The sequence below is a fragment of the Flavobacterium sp. LC2016-01 genome (genome assembly GCF_009711135.1).
Lineage (GTDB): Bacteria > Bacteroidota > Bacteroidia > Flavobacteriales > Flavobacteriaceae > Flavobacterium.
The window spans coordinates 98302-116743 of the sequence record NZ_WMIC01000008.1 but is presented as its reverse complement, the minus strand read 5'-3'; the positions used below and the strand labels follow the sequence as shown (position 1 = coordinate 116743).

At 34.2% G+C, this 18442-nt stretch carries 15 protein-coding genes; 8 read left to right on the top strand and 7 right to left on the bottom strand.

Translation table 11 applies throughout. The features are described 5' to 3' along the window. Positions 1–4 precede the first annotated feature (4 nt). Positions 5–844: a DUF4249 domain-containing protein gene (locus tag GKZ88_RS16760; RefSeq protein ID WP_155103499.1), complete on the top strand. Its 840-nt coding sequence runs from the start codon at positions 5–7 to the stop codon at positions 842–844. Between the two features lie 52 nt (positions 845–896). Here GKZ88_RS16760 and GKZ88_RS16755 read toward each other — a convergent pair whose 3' ends face one another. The 3 genes from GKZ88_RS16755 to GKZ88_RS16745 form a co-directional block, all read right to left on the bottom strand. Next, a complete protein-coding gene (locus GKZ88_RS16755) occupies positions 897–1481 on the bottom strand; it encodes a nucleosidase (RefSeq protein WP_155103498.1) in 585 nt (194 codons plus the stop codon). A 94-nt stretch (positions 1482–1575) separates the two neighbouring features. Further along, entirely contained in the window at positions 1576–2205 is a 630-nt protein-coding gene (locus GKZ88_RS16750) for an MgtC/SapB family protein (RefSeq protein ID WP_155103497.1), read from the bottom strand. A gap of 97 nt (positions 2206–2302) precedes the next feature. After that, positions 2303–4111: a glycoside hydrolase family 2 TIM barrel-domain containing protein gene (locus GKZ88_RS16745; RefSeq protein WP_155103496.1), complete on the bottom strand. Its 1809-nt coding sequence runs from the start codon at positions 4109–4111 to the stop codon at positions 2303–2305. Between the two features lie 467 nt (positions 4112–4578). Between GKZ88_RS16745 and GKZ88_RS16740 the strand changes: the two genes are divergently transcribed. The 5 genes from GKZ88_RS16740 (at position 4579) to GKZ88_RS16720 (ending at position 8539) form a co-directional block, all read left to right on the top strand. Then, positions 4579–6045 carry a glycoside hydrolase family 130 protein gene (locus GKZ88_RS16740; RefSeq protein ID WP_155103495.1) on the top strand — a complete coding sequence of 489 codons (1467 nt, stop codon included), beginning with the start codon at positions 4579–4581 and terminating at the stop codon, positions 6043–6045. A 133-nt stretch (positions 6046–6178) separates the two neighbouring features. Then, a complete protein-coding gene (locus tag GKZ88_RS16735) occupies positions 6179–6742 on the top strand; it encodes a DUF6642 family protein (RefSeq protein WP_155103494.1) in 564 nt (187 codons plus the stop codon). A gap of 2 nt (positions 6743–6744) precedes the next feature. Beyond that, complete coding sequence (locus tag GKZ88_RS16730; protein WP_155103493.1) at positions 6745–7665, top strand: helix-turn-helix domain-containing protein; 921 nt, start codon at positions 6745–6747, stop codon at positions 7663–7665. A gap of 71 nt (positions 7666–7736) precedes the next feature. Continuing rightward, a complete protein-coding gene (locus tag GKZ88_RS16725; protein ID WP_155103492.1) occupies positions 7737–7937 on the top strand; it encodes a hypothetical protein in 201 nt (66 codons plus the stop codon). A gap of 29 nt (positions 7938–7966) precedes the next feature. After that, positions 7967–8539: a pentapeptide repeat-containing protein gene (locus tag GKZ88_RS16720; protein WP_155103491.1), complete on the top strand. Its 573-nt coding sequence runs from the start codon at positions 7967–7969 to the stop codon at positions 8537–8539. Positions 8540–8633: 94 nt separating this feature from the next. Here GKZ88_RS16720 and GKZ88_RS16715 read toward each other — a convergent pair whose 3' ends face one another. The 4 genes from GKZ88_RS16715 to GKZ88_RS16700 all read right to left on the bottom strand — a co-directional run bounded on the left by GKZ88_RS16715 (position 8634) and on the right by GKZ88_RS16700 (position 17003). Then, positions 8634–10214: a DUF5123 domain-containing protein gene (locus GKZ88_RS16715; RefSeq protein WP_155103490.1), complete on the bottom strand. Its 1581-nt coding sequence runs from the start codon at positions 10212–10214 to the stop codon at positions 8634–8636. A gap of 22 nt (positions 10215–10236) precedes the next feature. After that, positions 10237–12027, bottom strand: coding sequence for a RagB/SusD family nutrient uptake outer membrane protein (locus tag GKZ88_RS16710; RefSeq protein ID WP_155103489.1), 1791 nt, complete (start codon positions 12025–12027; stop codon positions 10237–10239). A 20-nt stretch (positions 12028–12047) separates the two neighbouring features. Next, positions 12048–15278 carry a TonB-dependent receptor gene (locus tag GKZ88_RS16705; RefSeq protein WP_155103488.1) on the bottom strand — a complete coding sequence of 1077 codons (3231 nt, stop codon included), beginning with the start codon at positions 15276–15278 and terminating at the stop codon, positions 12048–12050. Between the two features lie 558 nt (positions 15279–15836). Further along, positions 15837–17003 (bottom strand): MFS transporter, encoded by a 1167-nt coding sequence (locus GKZ88_RS16700; protein WP_155103487.1) that lies wholly within the window; start codon positions 17001–17003, stop codon positions 15837–15839. 103 nt (positions 17004–17106) lie between these two features. Between GKZ88_RS16700 and GKZ88_RS16695 the strand changes: the two genes are divergently transcribed. Both GKZ88_RS16695 and GKZ88_RS16690 read left to right on the top strand, forming a co-directional pair. Continuing rightward, complete coding sequence (locus GKZ88_RS16695; RefSeq protein ID WP_155103486.1) at positions 17107–17940, top strand: AraC family transcriptional regulator; 834 nt, start codon at positions 17107–17109, stop codon at positions 17938–17940. A gap of 70 nt (positions 17941–18010) precedes the next feature. After that, complete coding sequence (locus GKZ88_RS16690; protein WP_230392541.1) at positions 18011–18388, top strand: hypothetical protein; 378 nt, start codon at positions 18011–18013, stop codon at positions 18386–18388. Positions 18389–18442 lie beyond the last annotated feature (54 nt).

Here is an 18442-nt window from a genome sequence, read left to right as displayed (position 1 = left end):
TGCTATGAAAAAAATAAAAAAATATACTATAATGAACAAAACATTGACATTAATGAGTTTGCTTTTTATGCTATTTTTCACTTCGTGCGAAGATGTTGTAAATCTTGATTTAGACACTGCTGATCCAAGATTAGTAATCGACGCCGAGATCATCTGGAAAAAAGGAACCGACGGCAGTCAACAGACTATAAAAATCAGCAAGACGGCTTCTTATTACAATGGAACAACACCAAAAGTTTCTGGTGCGATTGTGCGAGTTGAAAACAGCAATGGCGATGTTTTCACTTTTAATCAAACCGAAGCGGGAGTTTATGTCTGTACTAATTTTGTTCCAGTAATTAACATGGAGTATAAATTATTTATTCAAGCAGAAGGCAAAAGTTTAGTCGCGACTGAAAAGCTGACTTCTGCAACTCCAATCGATAAAATAGAGCAAAATATTGTTCCTGATTTTGGAGGAAAAGATGTTATTGAAGTTACTTTTTATTATAAAGATCCTATAGATCAGGCTAATTATTATATAACGGATTATCAGAGCGAATTTTTAATATATCCAGAATACGAAATCACTAATGATGAATTGTATAATGGAAATGAAATAAGTACAAGATATTCTCATGAAGATATGAAAACGGGAAATACTCTAAAAATTACGCATCGAGGGGTTTCTAAAAATTTCTTCAATTATATGAAGTTGATCTTGGATGCTTCAAACTCAAATCCGTTTACGGTACCGCCGGGAAATATTAGAGGAAATATTGTAAACACAAACAATGCTGATGATTATGCTTTGGGTTATTTTAGACTTTGCGAAGCAGATCAAGTTGATTATTTAGTAAAATAAAAAAATTATAAAACAGAAAACCCTTAACGATCGCGTTAAGGGTTTTCTGTTTTTAGATTAATCCTAAAAGTTTGCCATAAGCAATTGCTGCTTTATGAACCTGAACAGTCCAATCTTCGGCGGCATTGTCATCGGCACCATCAGAAATGTATTTAAGACATAAAAACGGAATATCTTCTTTCATTGAAATCATGGCTAAAGCGTAGGCTTCCATATCTACAACATTGTACGCATCTGAGGAATGTTCCATTTCAAAGTTATCGCCGGTTCCGCAGATTCCTTCCTGCAAATTATCCATAAGCAGACCATATTTAAGAACTGTAGGCAAGCTAGACAAAGGTGTTTCATATTGTGCAAAACCCAAACCGCGAACATCCATATCTCTTTGCACAAATTGCGTACAGCAAACAACTTCTCCTTTTTGAAAACTGCTGCTTCCGGCTGAGCCAAGATTTATTATTACAGAAGGTTTTTTATTTTGAATTGCTTTTGTCAATTCATAAGCTGCGTTTACTTTCCCTATTCCGGTAAAGACCACATTATGTCCTTTAAAAACTTCTGCTGCTTCAGATTCTAAAGCAAAACAGAATACAATATCTTCAAAAGCGAATGACTCCGTTTGATTAATTTTTATCATGAGTGATTTTAATTTCAGTCGGCAAAAATACGTTTAAAATAAGTAATCTCTTTTCTATGAAAGGCTCTTTTTGTAGATTTTTAAACTTGCCACATTACAACACCAGTTCATCAAAAATTGGATCCTTCAAAAGTGCTGCAGACAATGATTCCATCGCATGTTTAGAAGCATGAACCTGCCATTCTAAAGTAATATGATCCAGATTGCGACGTTGGATAACCAATTTTGATTTTATTGAATAATCTGAAAATAATTCTTTGCATCTTTCATAGCCGTCATTATTACGATTAAATGTTATACGAAGGATTTTATGTTCATTGCTGAGGTCAATCTTATCTTGAAGAAACGTAAGAAGCGTTAAAATTAAAAGAATCATCAGCGCAGCGCAGGCCGAAGCAAAATAATAACCCGCTCCTACTCCCATACTCACCGCCGCAACCGACCATATTGTTGCTGCAGTTGTAATTCCCGTAACATGATTATCTGATCTGAAAATTACTCCAGCACATAGAAAACCTAAGCCAGTAACAATATTTGAAGCAATTCTGTCTGGGTTTCCAACTCCGCCAATCCATTGCGACATGAAGGTAAAAAAACAGGCTCCTACAGAAATCATTATTGTAGTTCGAAGACCTGCTGCTTTTCCTCTATATTCTCTTTCAGCACCAATTAAAGCTCCCCAAAATGCCGCTAAAAGAAGCCTGACTACTATTTCTATTTCCATACAAGTTTTATATTTTTTCAGTTAAAAATACGCAAAAACAGAAAACCTTCAAAATCTAAATGATTCTGAAGGTTTTCCGCTTTATTTTAAAATACCTTTAATTATTCTTATACTCTTTCTCTTTCTGCGCATACCAATCTTTCATCACATAAAAAGCTTTCTTTTTAATTCCGTTGCTAGAAATTAAACCTTTTCGGTTGAAGAAATCCTGAATGTTTGGCAATTGTCTTCTTGGTGATCTGAAATCAACTAAAATCCAAGGCGAAACTCCGGCTAAACCTTCAATTCGATTAAACATCTGCGTATTTTGAATGTATAATTCTTCCTGATATTCTTCGTTCCAGCGTTCTTTTTTATCGCCGTGCAAACCTTGTAAAGCCTCGCCTCCAAATTCGCTTACAATAACTGGTTTATTATACGGAATTACCCATTTCATGTCTTTGCAAGATTCGTTCGTTCCTCTGTACCAGCCCAAATATTGGTTAAAACTAACAATATCAACATATTCATTCATATTATCTTGCAGCGTATTAACGTTGTTCGGACTTTTAGTTACTTCCATCGCCATACTTATCAATCGGGAATTATCTTGTGTTCTTGCATATTTAGCCAATTTACTTAGGAAAATGTCTCTATCGTCACCATGTGGTGTTTCATTTGCAATAGACCAAATTACAATACCGCAGCGGTTTTTATCTCTGTAAATCATATCATGCAATTGGCGTTCGGCATTGGCGTATGTATCTGGATTAGTCCATGAAATGGTCCAATAAACCGGAACCTCAGACCAAATCATCAATCCCATTTTTTCCGCTTGTTTCACCATATTTTCGTTGTGCGGATAATGGGCCAGACGAACATAATTACAGCCCATTTCTTTTGCCCAAGTCAACAAAGTAATCGCATCTTCCTCAGACCATGCTCTTCCTGATCTAAATGGCGCTTCTTCATGAATACTGATTCCTCTTAAAAAAACCTTTTTTCCGTTTAAAAGAATTTCTTTTCCTTTAGTCTCGATAGTTCTGAAACCAATTTTATCAGCAATGTTTTCATCAGCTTTGCTTATTGCAACCTCATATAATTTTGGCTTTTCAGGCGTCCATAAAACCGGATTGGCTTTTATTTCAAAATAAGCCATTCCTTTAGCATCGGTTGTAATGTCTTTTTTGATTTTTAATTCGGGAATAGAAATCGAAACCGACTGATTTGCTGTTTCACTATTCAATTTCACCCAGCCAGAAATTTTTCCTTTTTCTTTTTTATCTAATTGAACCAGATAATCTTCCACATAAGTATTTGGAACTTGTGCCAAAGTAACATCTCTAGTAATTCCGCCGTAATTCCACCAATCCATATTTACTGTCGGAACATTGTCTTTATGGCGTTTGTTGTCTGCTTTCACCACTACAAAATTATTTCCGTCAACTAATAAATTGGTTACATCAAAATTAAAAGGCGTATAACCGCCAACGTGAGTTCCGGCTAATTTCCCGTTCACGTACACTTTTGCATCATAATTTACTGCTCCAAAATGAAGAATTCCTTTTGTCTCTGAAGTCTTTTTATAAGTGAAGTCTTTTTGAAACCAAACCGTTCCTTCATAAAAAAACAATCTTTGGTCCTTTGAATTCCAATCAGACGGAATATCCATCGTTGCTGAGGTTGCAAAATTATATTCTGAAAGTTCCGTCGTATTGAACTTTTTATTTTCGAAAAAACCATTGTCCTTTAATGGCATCAGTCGATAATCATAATAGCCATTTTCAAGAGGGTCTACGATATAGTGCCATTTTCCGTTTAAGTTAATATTATTTCGCGATGCTATATTGGATAAAAGCGGCACTTCCTGCGCCAACGTTTTTCCAATAAACAAAAAAACAAAACACAACATTATAATTTTTCTCATTTCTAAAACATTTACTTTTTAAATTTTTCTTTATTTTTTTTACTGCTAAAGTTAATTTTTTCTGCGAAGGATTAAAGCTCACAATTCATAAAATACCCCATCAAATACTTATCAATTCCTTCTACAGAGTATCAGATCGTACTTTTTTGGTACACAATTTAATTCTTAAAAGATCGTCTTCGTAAATCTTTCTTTTTTCTTATCACAGTACAACGACGCTTTTTGCCTTTTTATGAAATATATTTTGAACGTATTTGTTACTAATCTCTAGCCGAAGATGCTAAATTTTTAAAAATAAAGTTTTTTTTCGTTCACAAAATCACTAACTTGTTTATGCTTAACAATATGGTACAATAATTTTCTTATTTAAGCAGTTGTATTCTATACTTTCTAAAGCAAATTATGCAATATCCCCGAAATAATTTTACTAAAGTCACTTATTTATTGTAATCAAAAAAAGTAAAACTATGCGAGTATCCGTAATCCGAAAAAACATAAAATTCACCCCAGATTCCAGAAGAGTTGTTGCCCGATATTTCATGAATGGCGACGAACGGACCCAGCAGATGATTACTAGGATAATGATGCTTGACGAAAAACAGGTTTATGATACTTTAGAACAGACACTTCGTGAATTTGCCAGAAGGCACCGAAATATTTCAGCCATTTTTTTTAAACACTGCGAGAAAGTCAGACCCTTGATTGAAGCTTTAAAAATTGACTATGAAGCCATGTCACTTAATCGAAAAATGCTCATAGGTTCTTACTGCACAATGGAATATGCAATTGAATCTGCAGCCATTTTTAATCCGTCAATTATAGAAGATTTTGACCAATCTGGTCTTGAAGCGGGAGAAAAACGTGTCATTATTTCGTTTAGAGCAACTGGTGAAGGCCATATTTCCTCTATTGTTTTTAGAAGAGGGATTTTGGACAAGGATAATAACTTGCAGATAATGAAAATTGGGAGTCAAATTGATAAGGCCGAAATCGAACACAAAACCTTATTAAACAAAGAACGGTTTCAAAAAAAATTGTGCGAAATGCATACCCAGAATAAATACATTGACCAAATTATGCAGGATCTTCCAGATGCATTTGAATTTGTTGTTCTAAAAAATATGGTAAATACCGCTTTGAGTGATCCATCAATCCGTCAGGAAAGAAGAATAGCACTTGAAGAAATAGTCTGGCTTGCCAATTCTTTTTATGATGTGCAATTCAGTCATGATTCAGATATTACGGAGCGCGTTATTTTTCCAATTTCTGAATCTGAAAGCCGTGGTATTGAAGATGCACGTTTTGTTCGTTTTACAGATGATGATAACTCCGTTCGTGTCATGGCGACTTATACCGCTTACAACGGCCACGCTATATTGCCAAAATTAATTTCGACTGAAGATTTTTATTCTTTTAGAGTTTTGCCGTTGCATGGAGAAGGTGCGCAAAATAAAAATCTCGCATTATTTCCAAAAAAAATAAAAGGCAAATATGCGATGCTCGCCAGAATTGATGGCGTCAACAATTATATCATGTACGCTGAAAGAGCGACGCAATGGAACAATCCTATTCTTTTACAAGAACCGCGTTTTACTTGGGAGTTGACGCAAATAGGTAATTGCGGTTCACCACTCTGGACAGAAGAAGGCTGGCTTGTAATTACGCATGGCGTAGGAACTATGCGCCGTTATTGCATTGGTGCATCATTATTTGACCTTGATGATCCTTCAAAAGAAATTGGAAGACTTAAAGAACCGCTGCTTGCACCGCTTGAAGATGAACGGGAAGGCTATGTGCCAAATGTTGTTTATTCCTGCGGTTCAATTATTCACAACAACAGCCTCATTTTGCCTTACGCCGTTTCTGATTATTCCTCAACTTATGCTGTAGTCAGTTTGGTAGAATTGTTAGGTGTTTTAAAAAATTGCAGTTAAAAACATTTTTAAACTTTAATCAAATCTAAAAAACACGTTAAAATCCCAATCAGATAGCGGTTTTTCCGCATAAAAAAATACTTTTGTCTAAAACCACATTTCTCTTTAGTTAAGAAACGCAAAAGACATTAGTATGGATAATGAAAAATTTATTTTTTGCCTGGAAGGCGTTCCAGATATAGATGAGGTCACTATTACTGATGTGGTTAAAAACCTGGAAGAGATTGCTGTTGATCAAGGCATTGCAAGCATTCATAAAACCTGTGACACTATTGAAGGCTTAGAGGAAAGCCTGAACACATTGCTGTATGATGATCATAATTTTAAGGATTATGAAATCATTTATTTAGTAATGCCTGGGCAGGAAAACAATATTTGCTTACACGATTACTATTATAGCCTTGAAGAAATAGCCGAACTTTTTGAAGGAAAAATGAAAGGAAAAATTATTCATTTTGCCAATAAAAAAAGATTGGACCTCAACGAAGACGAAGCACAATATTTTCTAGATATTACTGGAGCGCGAGCTATTTCGGGCTACGGATCTTCTTATAATAAAATTGCCAGTTACAAAACAATCGACAAAGCATTTTTTACTTTATATCAGGAGAATGACGATCTAACAGAAGTAGTCGAAGAATTGTACCAAAAACATTATGCGCTTTGCAAATTACTTGATTTCAGATTATATTATTAAAGATGAAATCAAAGTCGGCTGAAAAAATAAAAACCTACGAAGCAAAAGGATTTCGGGAAAAATTTCTTGGAGAAGATAATCCTATGCATTTGCTTTTCAAATCCAATTCGGATCATTTTTTTTGTTTAAAAACCGAAGAAATGATGCATTTGCAGTATCCCGTTCCGCCGTCTAAACATAGTTGTCATACTTTGATTTTTGTAGAATCTGGATCACATAAAATGAATGTGGGATTTGAAGAATATGAAACTTTTCCAAATGAAATTATAGTGGTTCCGGCAGAACAGGTTTTTTCAATTGAAAACATTTACAATACCTACAACGGTTATATCTGTCAATTTCATCCTGATATTTTAATTGGAAAATATGGCAGCCGTGAACTTTTAAATGATTTTGATTTCTTAAAAATTTCAGGAAACCCAAAAGTGCATTTAGCTGCAGAAGATGCGCCTTTAATTACAACTATTTTAAAACGTCTGCAAAAAGAATATACCGATACAAACCTTGCCAATCTAAATATTGTGCAAACCTATTTGATTGCTTTATTTTATGAAATGAATAAAAACTCGGTTACCACTTCTAAAGGTATTTCGGCAGCAGAAATTATCACCGGCAAGTTCAAAGAATTGATTCATCTTCATATAAAAACACGTCATCAGGTCAATCATTATGCCTCGCTGCTCAATGTTTCTCCCAATCATTTAAACAAATGTGTAAAAACAATCACAGGTAAATCTGCAGTAAAATGGATTGATGAAAACATTTTATTGGAAGCCAAATATTTACTCTTTCAAACTACACTTTCTATAAGCGAAATCGCGGCACAGGTTGGCCATGAAGATCAATCTTATTTTAGCCGCTTTTTTAAAAAACACGAAGGCATCTCTCCTATTCAATACCGAAAAATGATTGATAAGTCCTAATTATTGATTATAGAATCCTAGCAACCAGAAACACTTTTTTCAGAAATTTGCCTGTTCAAAAACTGCAAATTATGATTTATGTATTTAAAACTTCTGTTGACAGTCCGTCAAAATTAGAATCGGCTGCGGCGCTGCTTCACGAAATATTGCCTGAAACTTTATGGAATTTTGATCTTGAAGACTGTGACAATATTTTGCGGATAGACAGTGAACTTGATATTGTTGCATTACTTGCAGACAATGCTGTTTTTGACTGTGTCGAATTAGAATAAAAACGAAAATATCGCTCCCTAAAAATTAAATGGAAACAAAATTATACCAAAATAGAACTTTCGATACAATTGATTATTCGGATCAAAGTTTATCGAATACTGAATTTGTCAACTGTCAATTTATCAACTGCAACTTTTCTAAAAGTGATTTAAGCTACAATGATTTTTTAGATTCAACATTCAAAAACTGCAATCTTTCATTGGCAGTTCTAAAAAATACTGGCTTAAAAAACATCAAATTTACTGGCTGTAAATTAATGGGACTTGATTTTAGTGCCAGCAACAGCTTTTTATTTTCGATGAATTTTGAAGATTGTCTTTTAGATTATTCGACTTTCATTTACAAAAAACTAAAGAAAACGTACTTTACAGACTGTTCGTTAAAAGATGTTGATTTTTCTAATACTGATTTGTCTTTAGCGATTTTTAAAAACTGTGATTTATCTAACGCCACTTTTCTAGAATGTAATTTGGAAAAAACAGATTTTAGAACTTCAAGAAATTATGCTTTTGATCCATCTGAAAACAAAGTCAAAAAGACAAAAGTTTCGCATACTGCACTTGCCGGGCTTTTGGAAAAATTTGATTTAGAAATTGAATAAAATCTAGAAACTGCTATTTTCAAATTTCTGAAATACAAATAAAAAAGGGATACAGAAAAAACTGTATCCCTTTAAAAACTAACTGTAAAAATATTTATTTAATCCATTGTGGATCGCCAATCTTCTTATCTTTAATTGTTTGGTTTCCAACAGTAAAATTCCCACCCGCAGCATTTGCAAATTGAGGATCTAAAGTAGTTGCAGAAGCATCAGGTCTATTATTACTTCCTACCAATGCTAAATTAAGCGAATTGAAATTATTATTATTTAAAAATGTCGGTGCAGCAGTTGCAGTTGAGTTTGTATAAACTGCAGATCCAACCGCAAACAATGTATTACGTACTATTGATCCATTTGAAACAAAACGTAAATATAAAATTCTACTTGCAAGTGGTAATGTAGGAGCGTATATTGTACATTGGTCAATTAACACATTACTTGTCAAACCTGTTCCTGAAAAACCTCCATTAGCAGGAAGAACAGCATCTAGCCTAACAAAATCACGTGATGAACAGGTATCGAATGTGCTTTTTGTTAAAGAAACATTTGCAACATAAGTCGTTCTGAAATCAACAAAGTCAGCCGATCCAGCAGTGTTTACATTTTTAATAATACTTCCATCAACAGTGAATGATTTTAATTTAGCAGCAGCATTTCCGTACATTAGCTGAGAAGGAAAATCATGAACATAGCAGTTGCTTATTAAAATATCTCCTAATTGTGTAGGAGCTGCCGAAGCAATTGTTATTGCTCCACCAGTCAAACCTGTCCCGTTTAAATCCAAATCAATTAAAGAGAAATTCACCACTTCACTTGCATTTGCTGGATTATTAGCAATTGTGAAATTAACTTTCAACTTTGATTTGTCCGCTGTTTTAAGACCTCTTAAAGTTATTGTTTTATTTATAGCTATTAAGCCCGTTTGTGCTGTATAATCACCTGGCATTAATACCAGAACAGATCCAGTAGGTGCATCAGTAATTTTTTGAACTAAATTATCTTCTGGTTTCACTAAAATTCCAGTTCCAATATCAATTCCAGTCGTAAAAGTTACTGTACCTCTTTTCTTGGTAGCGTTCAATAAAGTAGCAGTGTAAACAGTTTCACCCGTTAGACCTGTTATAACAGCAACCCCTGCCGTTTTTTCAGCTGGAGTAATTGCATGAGTAATGCCGCCTGGCTGTACTGTAATTTGAGTTGCATTTGTGTTTGCAGGCCATCTTAAAGTTACTTGTTTTGCTTCAATATCTGCCCCCGGTACTGGAGAAACAAATAGTTGCTCAGACAATGTTGTTGCAGAAGTTACGGACCATTTAGAAGCGTCCAGACCAGTTGAACTGATTGCTTTAACTCTGATCGCGTAAACTGTTTCTCCTTCTAACTGCACTTTTACTGGCAATTCTGTAGGCGCAACATTGATTGTTTTATAAATAACTTTAAATTCAGGATCATCAGCACTAAACTCCACAACATAATGATCTGCATCTGGTTTTACCGTCCAGTTTAATTCAACAGCAGTTTCATTTCTAACTGTCGCCGTAAGGCCAATTGGAGAAAACGCTCTGTTTACATCCAAAGTCTCGACTATAGGATCATTAAAAGTTTCGCAGCTTGAAAAAGCCAGCATCATCATTAATGAAGCAAAAAGTCCCTTTACTATATATTTTGTTTTCATAATTATATTTTTCAGTGAGATATTAATAACCGTAATCATTAGTTATTTTTCCATTGCTTCCATCGATAAATACTTGCCAAATAGGCCAGAATTGTCTGTTATCAGGATTAACGCCCGGCTTGTACAAAGTATTGATCTTAGTATCAGCAGCAGCACCTGTCCATGTCCAAGCAATGCTACTGTAGCCAGCTCCTGGATTTGTAGTTTCTCCTTTGTTCAGACCATAAATATCAAGGCTCACGTTATCTGCTTTAAACTTATAATATAATGTTGTTGGGACATCTGAATAATTACCAGTACGGTCTGCTAAACTTTTCATATTCACTTTAGCTTCATCTAATTTTGCTTTAAGCAAGTTCCAACGGATAAGATTTTGTTTACGCTCCATTTCACCTGTAAACTCATATTTATTTTCATCAACAAGTGCTTTAAACATTGCATCTTTTGTTGTCAAACCATTTACATAAGTATCAACTTTTACTGGCTGATCTGCTGTTGCAAATGCTCTTCTTCTAATTTCTTTTAAATATGGCGCTGCTGCTGCTGGTCCTTCTATTTCATTAGCCGCTTCAGCCGCAATTAAAAGAACTTCGGCATAACGCATATAAATTTTGTTTACACCATCGTCATTTGTTGAAGTAACAAAACGAGTCATCCACTCATAACGGTATTTACCAAAATACCATGTATTCAATGTTCCTAATTCTTGTTTAGCTATATTGTTTACAGCTGTACCATATTTATAAGGAACGCAAGTCACATCTCTTCGAGTATCTTTTACATCATAATCATAAAATATAGTTGGAAGCGGTCCTGCAGTTCCTCCGCGGTTTGCTCCATTTGCATGAAATTGGTCATTTGTAGTATGACGAACAGCAAAAGTGAACAACATACGGCCTCTACCATCTGAGAAAGGAAGTTCCCATAATGATTCTCCTCCTGCAACAATATACTCTTGATTGTATTTTTTCCAGAATGTTTCAAAAGAAGATTCTAAATGTGCTGATCCACTTGCAATAACCGAACGGGATTCAGCTAAAGCCAAAGCATACATATTTCCAACTGATAATGCAGGATCTTTACTTCTTCTGATTCCATCAGGATATTGCTGATAACCACTCGCTGCCATTGCTAAACGAGCACGCAATCCTTTCACGAAAGCTTTATTAATTCTTTCTACATTACTTGTTGCAGCAGTTTCTCCAGGCCAAGGAACTAATTTTGCTGCTTCAGCTAAATCAGCCAAAAGCTGCTTGTAAATTTCGTCACGGCTTGTTTTTCCTATATATAGTGTCGAATTATCAACTGGTTCAAATCGAGCAGGAACATCGCCCCATGCCTTAATCAAATCAGCATAATAAATAGCTCTTAATGTCAAAGCTTCACCTAATAAATAACCCAAATCTGCATCTGTTGTCGGTTTTCCATATGTACGTAAACCGCGAATACAGATATTAGCACGCTCAATTCCCGAATACATCATTGCCCAAGCATTGTTAGTTGTATTCATTTGAGAGTTATTCGGTTTTGCATCATAAGTACATAAATCTGATGCATCACTTACAGTCTGAGACGAATTATACCATTCTGTATCTGTATTTAATCCGTAAAAAGGAAGAAAACGACCTCTGTAAGAGTTAGTTTCTGCAAACGGAATTTTAATTCCATCTACCGCACCTTTAGCCAATCCTGGACTAGAAAAAATAACTGATTCATCTAATGTTGATTGTGCTGGAGCATCTAAATAATCATCTGAGCAAGAAGCAAAAAGGCTTGCTATAAATATTCCTGCTATTAATATTTTATGTTTCATCTTGTGAAAGTTTTACTGAATTAAAAATTAAGGTTAAGACCAAATATCAACTGTCTGCTGCGCGGATAAGCTGAATAATCAACCCCTGGTGTATAAGGTGTGTTTCTTCTAGTAGAAGATTCAGGATCTGGACCAGAATATTTAGTCCACACAAAAACGTTACTCGCAGTAAGATAAAATCTCAACTTAGAAACTCCCAAAGCAGAAGTCAAAGCATTTGGTGTTGTATAACCTAAACTTAAATTATTAAGTCTTAAAAACGATCCATCTTCAACAGCCCAGTCGCTAAAAACATAACGAGGCATATAAGGAGACCACATTGTAGTATTAGCGTTTAAAGCAGCTAATTCTGTAGGATCTGTTACTAATTGTCCAGTTGTAGTATTTAAGTTTGTCCATCTTGTTCCATCAGCCATATCAGAACTTAAATTTCTGTATTGTCCGTTTGGAATTGCAGTATTAAATTCAATTTTATTTGCATTGTAAACGTCGTTTCCAATACTCCAGTTAAAAGCTGCCGAAAGATCAAATCCATAAGCATTTGCATTCAACACCATACCTCCAGTACTTTTTGGATTAGCATTTCCAATAACAGTAAGATCGTTAGTATCTACTTTACCGTCATTATTAATATCTTTTAATTTCATAGCTCCTGGCTGCATCTTCCCTACTATTGTAGTTCCATCTGGCACTCCCGTTTTTAAAGTATAGGCTCCGGCAGCATAATTAAAGTCCGCTACTTCATAACGTCCATCACTTTTATATCCGTACATGATACCTAATGGCTGACCAACATTTACTAAATAATCAGCTCCAATTGCGGTAGAAGCCCATCCTGAAGCTTGCTTAAAATTATCCATTACTCCAATAGAATTAATTCGATTGGTATTAAATGATGAGTTGAACGATACGCTTACGCCATACTTCTCTCTTTCAATAAGATTAAGATTTAAAGTTGCCTCAACTCCGCTGTTTTGAATTTCACCCATATTTCTGTACTGGAAATCATAACCTCCTCCAGCAATTGGGAAATTCATCAATAGATCTTTTGTTTTGTTTTTATAAACCTCAACAGATCCTGTTACTTTATTTTTGAATAAATCAAAATCTAAACCTATATTTTGAGTTACAGTTGTTTCCCACTTCAAATCAGGATTAGCCATTGTTTTAGAAGCTGCCCAGAAATTATCAACACCATTAATCCAAGTAGATGTAGAAGAAATGAAACTCTGAACCATTTGTCCAGTTGGAATATTATTGTTTCCAGCTTCACCATAACTTACTCTTAATTTAAGCAAATTGATCCAAGAAGCATCTTTCAAAAATTCCTCACCAGAAATTTTCCAAGCTGCTGCTGCTGCTGGGAAAAATCCCCATTTATTGTCACCTAAAAATTTACTTGAACCATCTGCACGATATGTTGCTGTAAATAGGTAACGATCTTTATAATCATAATTTACACGTCCGAAGAAAGAAAGCAGTTTATCTTCTGGGAAATAGAAGTTATCTACTGAAATTGGCGTTCCTTGAGTAGTTAATTTTTTAGCCTGGTCTAAATCAAAAGATAATGGATATCCTTGAATGGTACTAGTTAAATCATTTCTTTTATATTGAATAGACTCCTCACCTAAAAGAAATTTCAAGTTATGATTGTCTCCAACTAATTTTTTCAAATCATAATTAAGTGTATTTGCATTTCTAAAACGAGTATCTTTTCTATCACCCATTATCATTGCAGGCATACCTTGTCTTATTGCTGCAGGATTATTTTTTACATAATAAGTTGTACGTCCATAGAAACGATAATCTTGATAGTTATAATTATCTAAACCTAATTCTGTTTTAAACACTAAATCTTGAGTCAATTTCCAAGAAAAGCTTCCAAGTGTATTGAAGTTTTTTCTGAACTGCTGGCGGTCATTATCACTGATAGCCACTAATGGATGCACTAAATTTTCTGCTACTGCTTCATCAGTATCATCTGAAGTTAAACCTGGAACTGGAATTGGAGCATATCCAACAATATTTTTCAAACGAGAATCTGCAGATGAAACCTCATTTTGCTCATTCATACCTCCACCGTTAATCTGAGTATCTGAGTAACGTACTGTAAAGCTCAAATCAACTTTGTCAGAAGCTTTGCTGTTTATAGCAAGTGACAAGTTATTTCTATTATAATCTGACCCTAGCATAATCGCTTTTTCGTCATAATGTGCATAGTTAAAATTGTAATTTATCTTATCCGAACCACCACGAATAGACAAATCACGACTTTGTACTTCACCAGTACGACCAAAAACTTGCTTTTGCCAATTGTTGCCTTTCATACCTTTATACATATCATAATCCTGCCAGTTGCCAAAATATTTTGTATAAGAGTTTGGATTACTTAAGATCGTTTTATCTGTCTGATCAAGCAAAGCATATTCGTACTGCCATTTCACATAGTCCTCAGGAGCAGTAACATCGATAGTATTAGCTATCTTTTTCATTCCGTAAAACATATTGAAGTTCACAGCAATCTTACCATCTTTACCTTTTTTGGTAGTAACGATAATAACTCCATAAGCTCCTCTAGATCCATAGATCGCAGTAGATGACGCGTCTTTTAAAACTGTCATCGTCTCAATATCTGAAGAAGAAATATCATTGATATTGTTAACCGGAAATCCATCTACTATATATAATGGAGATGCATCCTGACTTAGCGAACCATTTCCACGAATTCTAATTTGAACGTTTGAATCTGGTGATCCTTCAGAACTAGTTACCTGAACCCCGGCGATACGTCCTGTTAAAGCCTCTGCTACGTTAGGTACAGGGATTTTACGCACCTCATTTCCTGAGAATGTAGCAACAGCGCCCGTTAAATCAGATTTTTTTGAAGTACCATATCCAATTACAACAACCTCATTCAAGTTATTAGAATCTTCAGTCAGCACTACATCTATTTTAGTCTTTCCCGCGGCAGCAATTTCTTTAGTTCCGAATCCAATAAAAGAAAAAGTTACGATACCCTTAGGATTCGTCAATTTAATCTTATAATGTCCGTCAAAATCAGTAGAAACACCGTTTTTCGTTCCTTTTTCAAGTACATTAACTCCCGGCAAAGTAAGTCCGGCAGCATCCTTAACGGTCCCCTCAATAGTTGTAGTCTGTGCATTTACCTGACTACTCATAAGCAAGCACAATAAGAAAACAAGAGTGAAGCAATAGTTTGCTCCATTGTTTAATAATTCTTTAAAGTTCATGGTTTATTGTTTAAGTTATTAATTGGTTAATGGTAATTTATGTGGTTTTGATATTATAAATTCTATGTCTAAGTGGTTTTGATATTCTTGAAAAACGCAGTAAAAACAAGGTTTTTCAATCGATTTCGTTTAAAAAAAATGACTTGAAATCAACAAAAATCAAATCATGTAATCGATTACACAAACATAGATATTTTTTTTATATAAAAAATTTATTTTCATAAAAATTTGCTAAAAAAAATTACATATCAAAAATAAAAGCACTTTTTTATACCACATATGTAATTTATATTATGAATAAATAGTAATTATATTATTGTCAAATATTAATTTCTTTCGTTTTTATCAAAAAAACAATCGATTACATGAAAAAATAATATCGTTTTTACAAGACAGCAAAATGTTCCTGTAAAAACGACATAACACCAAATACATCACAAAAAACCAATCAATTCTTACAATAACATAGCTGGAACCCGGAAAAACCTTTAAGAAAAAGCACAAAAAAACCCTTAAGTGATTAACTTTAAGGGTTTAAGAAAAAGAGTATTTAAATTTTTAAGCCTTTTGCAATTGCAAATTTGATTTATGTTTCTGCATTAAAGCCAAAGTAATTAGCATTCCGGTTACCGCCATCCCAACACCAATAAGATTAGGAGATGCAAAACCATAACCAGCCGCCAAAGGCATTCCGCCTAAAAATGCGCCTAAAGCATTTCCAATATTAAAACTTCCCTGAAGTGCCGCTGACGCAATCATCTCAGCATCTTTAGCCGTTTTAATCATCAGCATTTGAATAGGTGCAATTACCGAAAAAGAAATCGCGCCAGTTAAAAATGTCAAAAACAACGAAACATATTGATTGAAGGAGAAAGAATAAACTAAAAGCAAATCAATCACCATTATAAATAATAATGCCAATACAGTAGGTGCCGGTGAGTATTTGTCGGCCAATTTACCGCCGGCAAAATTTCCAACAACCATTCCGAGGCCGGCAAGAATTAAAATATACGAAACATCTTCTGGCGAAAACTTAGAAACATTTATTAACAGTGGCGCAATATAACTGATCCAAGCAAACAAACCTCCAAAACCAATTGCAGTGATTCCGATAATTAACCATGCTTCTGTTTTCTTAAAAAACAGCAATTGTGTTTTCATATTTACATCTCCCGTTTTTTCCAATTTTGGCATCCATAAAGAAATAAACAAAAAGGTAAGCAATCCCACAAAAGCAATTAATATAAAAGTATAACGCCAAATAAAATGGTGTCCTATATAAGTACCAATTGGCACACCAATTAAATTAGCCAATGTTAAACCGGCAAACATAATCGAAATTACCTGCGCTTCTTTTCCTTTATCTGCTAAACGGCTTGCCACTACAGCACCAACACCAAAAAATGCTCCATGCGGTAATCCCGAAAGAAACCTCGAAGCAAATAAGAAATTATAGGTAGGCGCAATGATCGAAAGTGCATTAAAAAACGTTAACATCAATGCCAATATCAAAAGCATTTTTTTTGGAGGTAAATTTCTTCCTAAGATTACCAATAATGGCGCACCAATAACAACGCCCAACGCATATGATGAAATTAAATATCCTGCAACGGGAATCGAAACCTTCATATCTGAAGCAATATCAGGCAAAAGGCCCATCATAACAAATTCAGTTATTCCAATAGTTAAGCCTCCTAAAGACAAGGCTATAAGACTTTTTTTCATTTTGATTTCACTAGAAAGGAATGTATTTTCTATGATGCAAATTTAACACCGTTAACCTCAAAATAAATTGTACATTTGTGATATAAACTTGTAAATTTAAGTTATGCCTAAATTAAATCAGTTTGAAACTTTAGTCATTCATGAATTTGAAGATGAGAAATTTCACCTTCCGCCGCACACGCACACTTACTATGAAATTATCTATATAAAAAAAGGAAGCGGTATTCATCATCTCAACAAAAATCTTCTTCCTTATAAAACAGGAGATTTATTTGTGATTTCACCTGAAGATGAGCATTATTTTGACATTAAAAAAAATACTCGGTTTGTTTATATCAAATTCACGGACAATTATTTTAATTCAAAACAGAATCTTACTTGTGATGAATTCCTAGTAAATACGCCCGAAAGTTTTATGCGGGACAAAATTCTAAAAGAAACTGTTTTAAAGTTTGATGATCCCTGCAAAACGATTCTAAAAAATACTGTCGAAAATATCATTACTTATGACCAATATATTGATGTTACCACCTCGCCGATCGTTTTTTATCAGATTCTTTCGATTTTTGGATTGATCAAAGAAACCATCCGAGGCATGAATCTACAGATGAAATCAACGCATCTTGACAATGAACAAATTGCAAATTACATTCATCAAAATGTTTATCAGCCAAAACTAGTTCAGATTAAAGTGATTGCGGAACATTTTAATATTGCTCCAACTTATTTCAGTGCGTATTTTAAAAGAACATTTTCTATCAGTTATCGCGATTATATTAATAATTTACGGACCACTTTAATTGAAAAGCGTATTCAGAACAACCAATTGCCGATTAAGCAAATTGCTTATGAATTTGGTTTCACCGATGAAAGTCATTTGTCGAATTACTTCAAAAAAAGAAAAAACATGAAACCGACAGATTTCAAAAAGCTTTAGTTATTGAAATCTTAAAAGATCTTAGAGCTGAAAATTTTTATCTAAATTTGTACTACAAAACAAATTTCCGTTGGCAAAAAAAGTACACATATTATTTCTTGTTTTAACTTTTGGCTTCTCTTTGATGTCAACTGCAAGTTATGCCTGTGGAAAATCTTCAGAAAAAAGTTCCTGCGAAAAGAAAGCGGCTTCATCTGAAAAAGATTCTCACGCTTGTTTAAAAGATTGCTGCAAAAAAGATTCTCATTCTAAAAAAGGGTGCAGCGGTAAATGTGATCATGCTGGCTGTACAATTTCGGGATTACAGCTTAGTTTGGTAATCCAAAATGAAATGGAATTAAATAACAATACTTTTAATTTAACTTTTAAAAAACCAATTGGATATTACAAAAACAGTACTATTTCTGATGGTTTTACCTCTATTTGGTTAATTCCAAAAATAAACTAATTCTATTTCTGACAGCCCTAATTGCGTCAAATTTAACCGCAAAGAACGCGATGA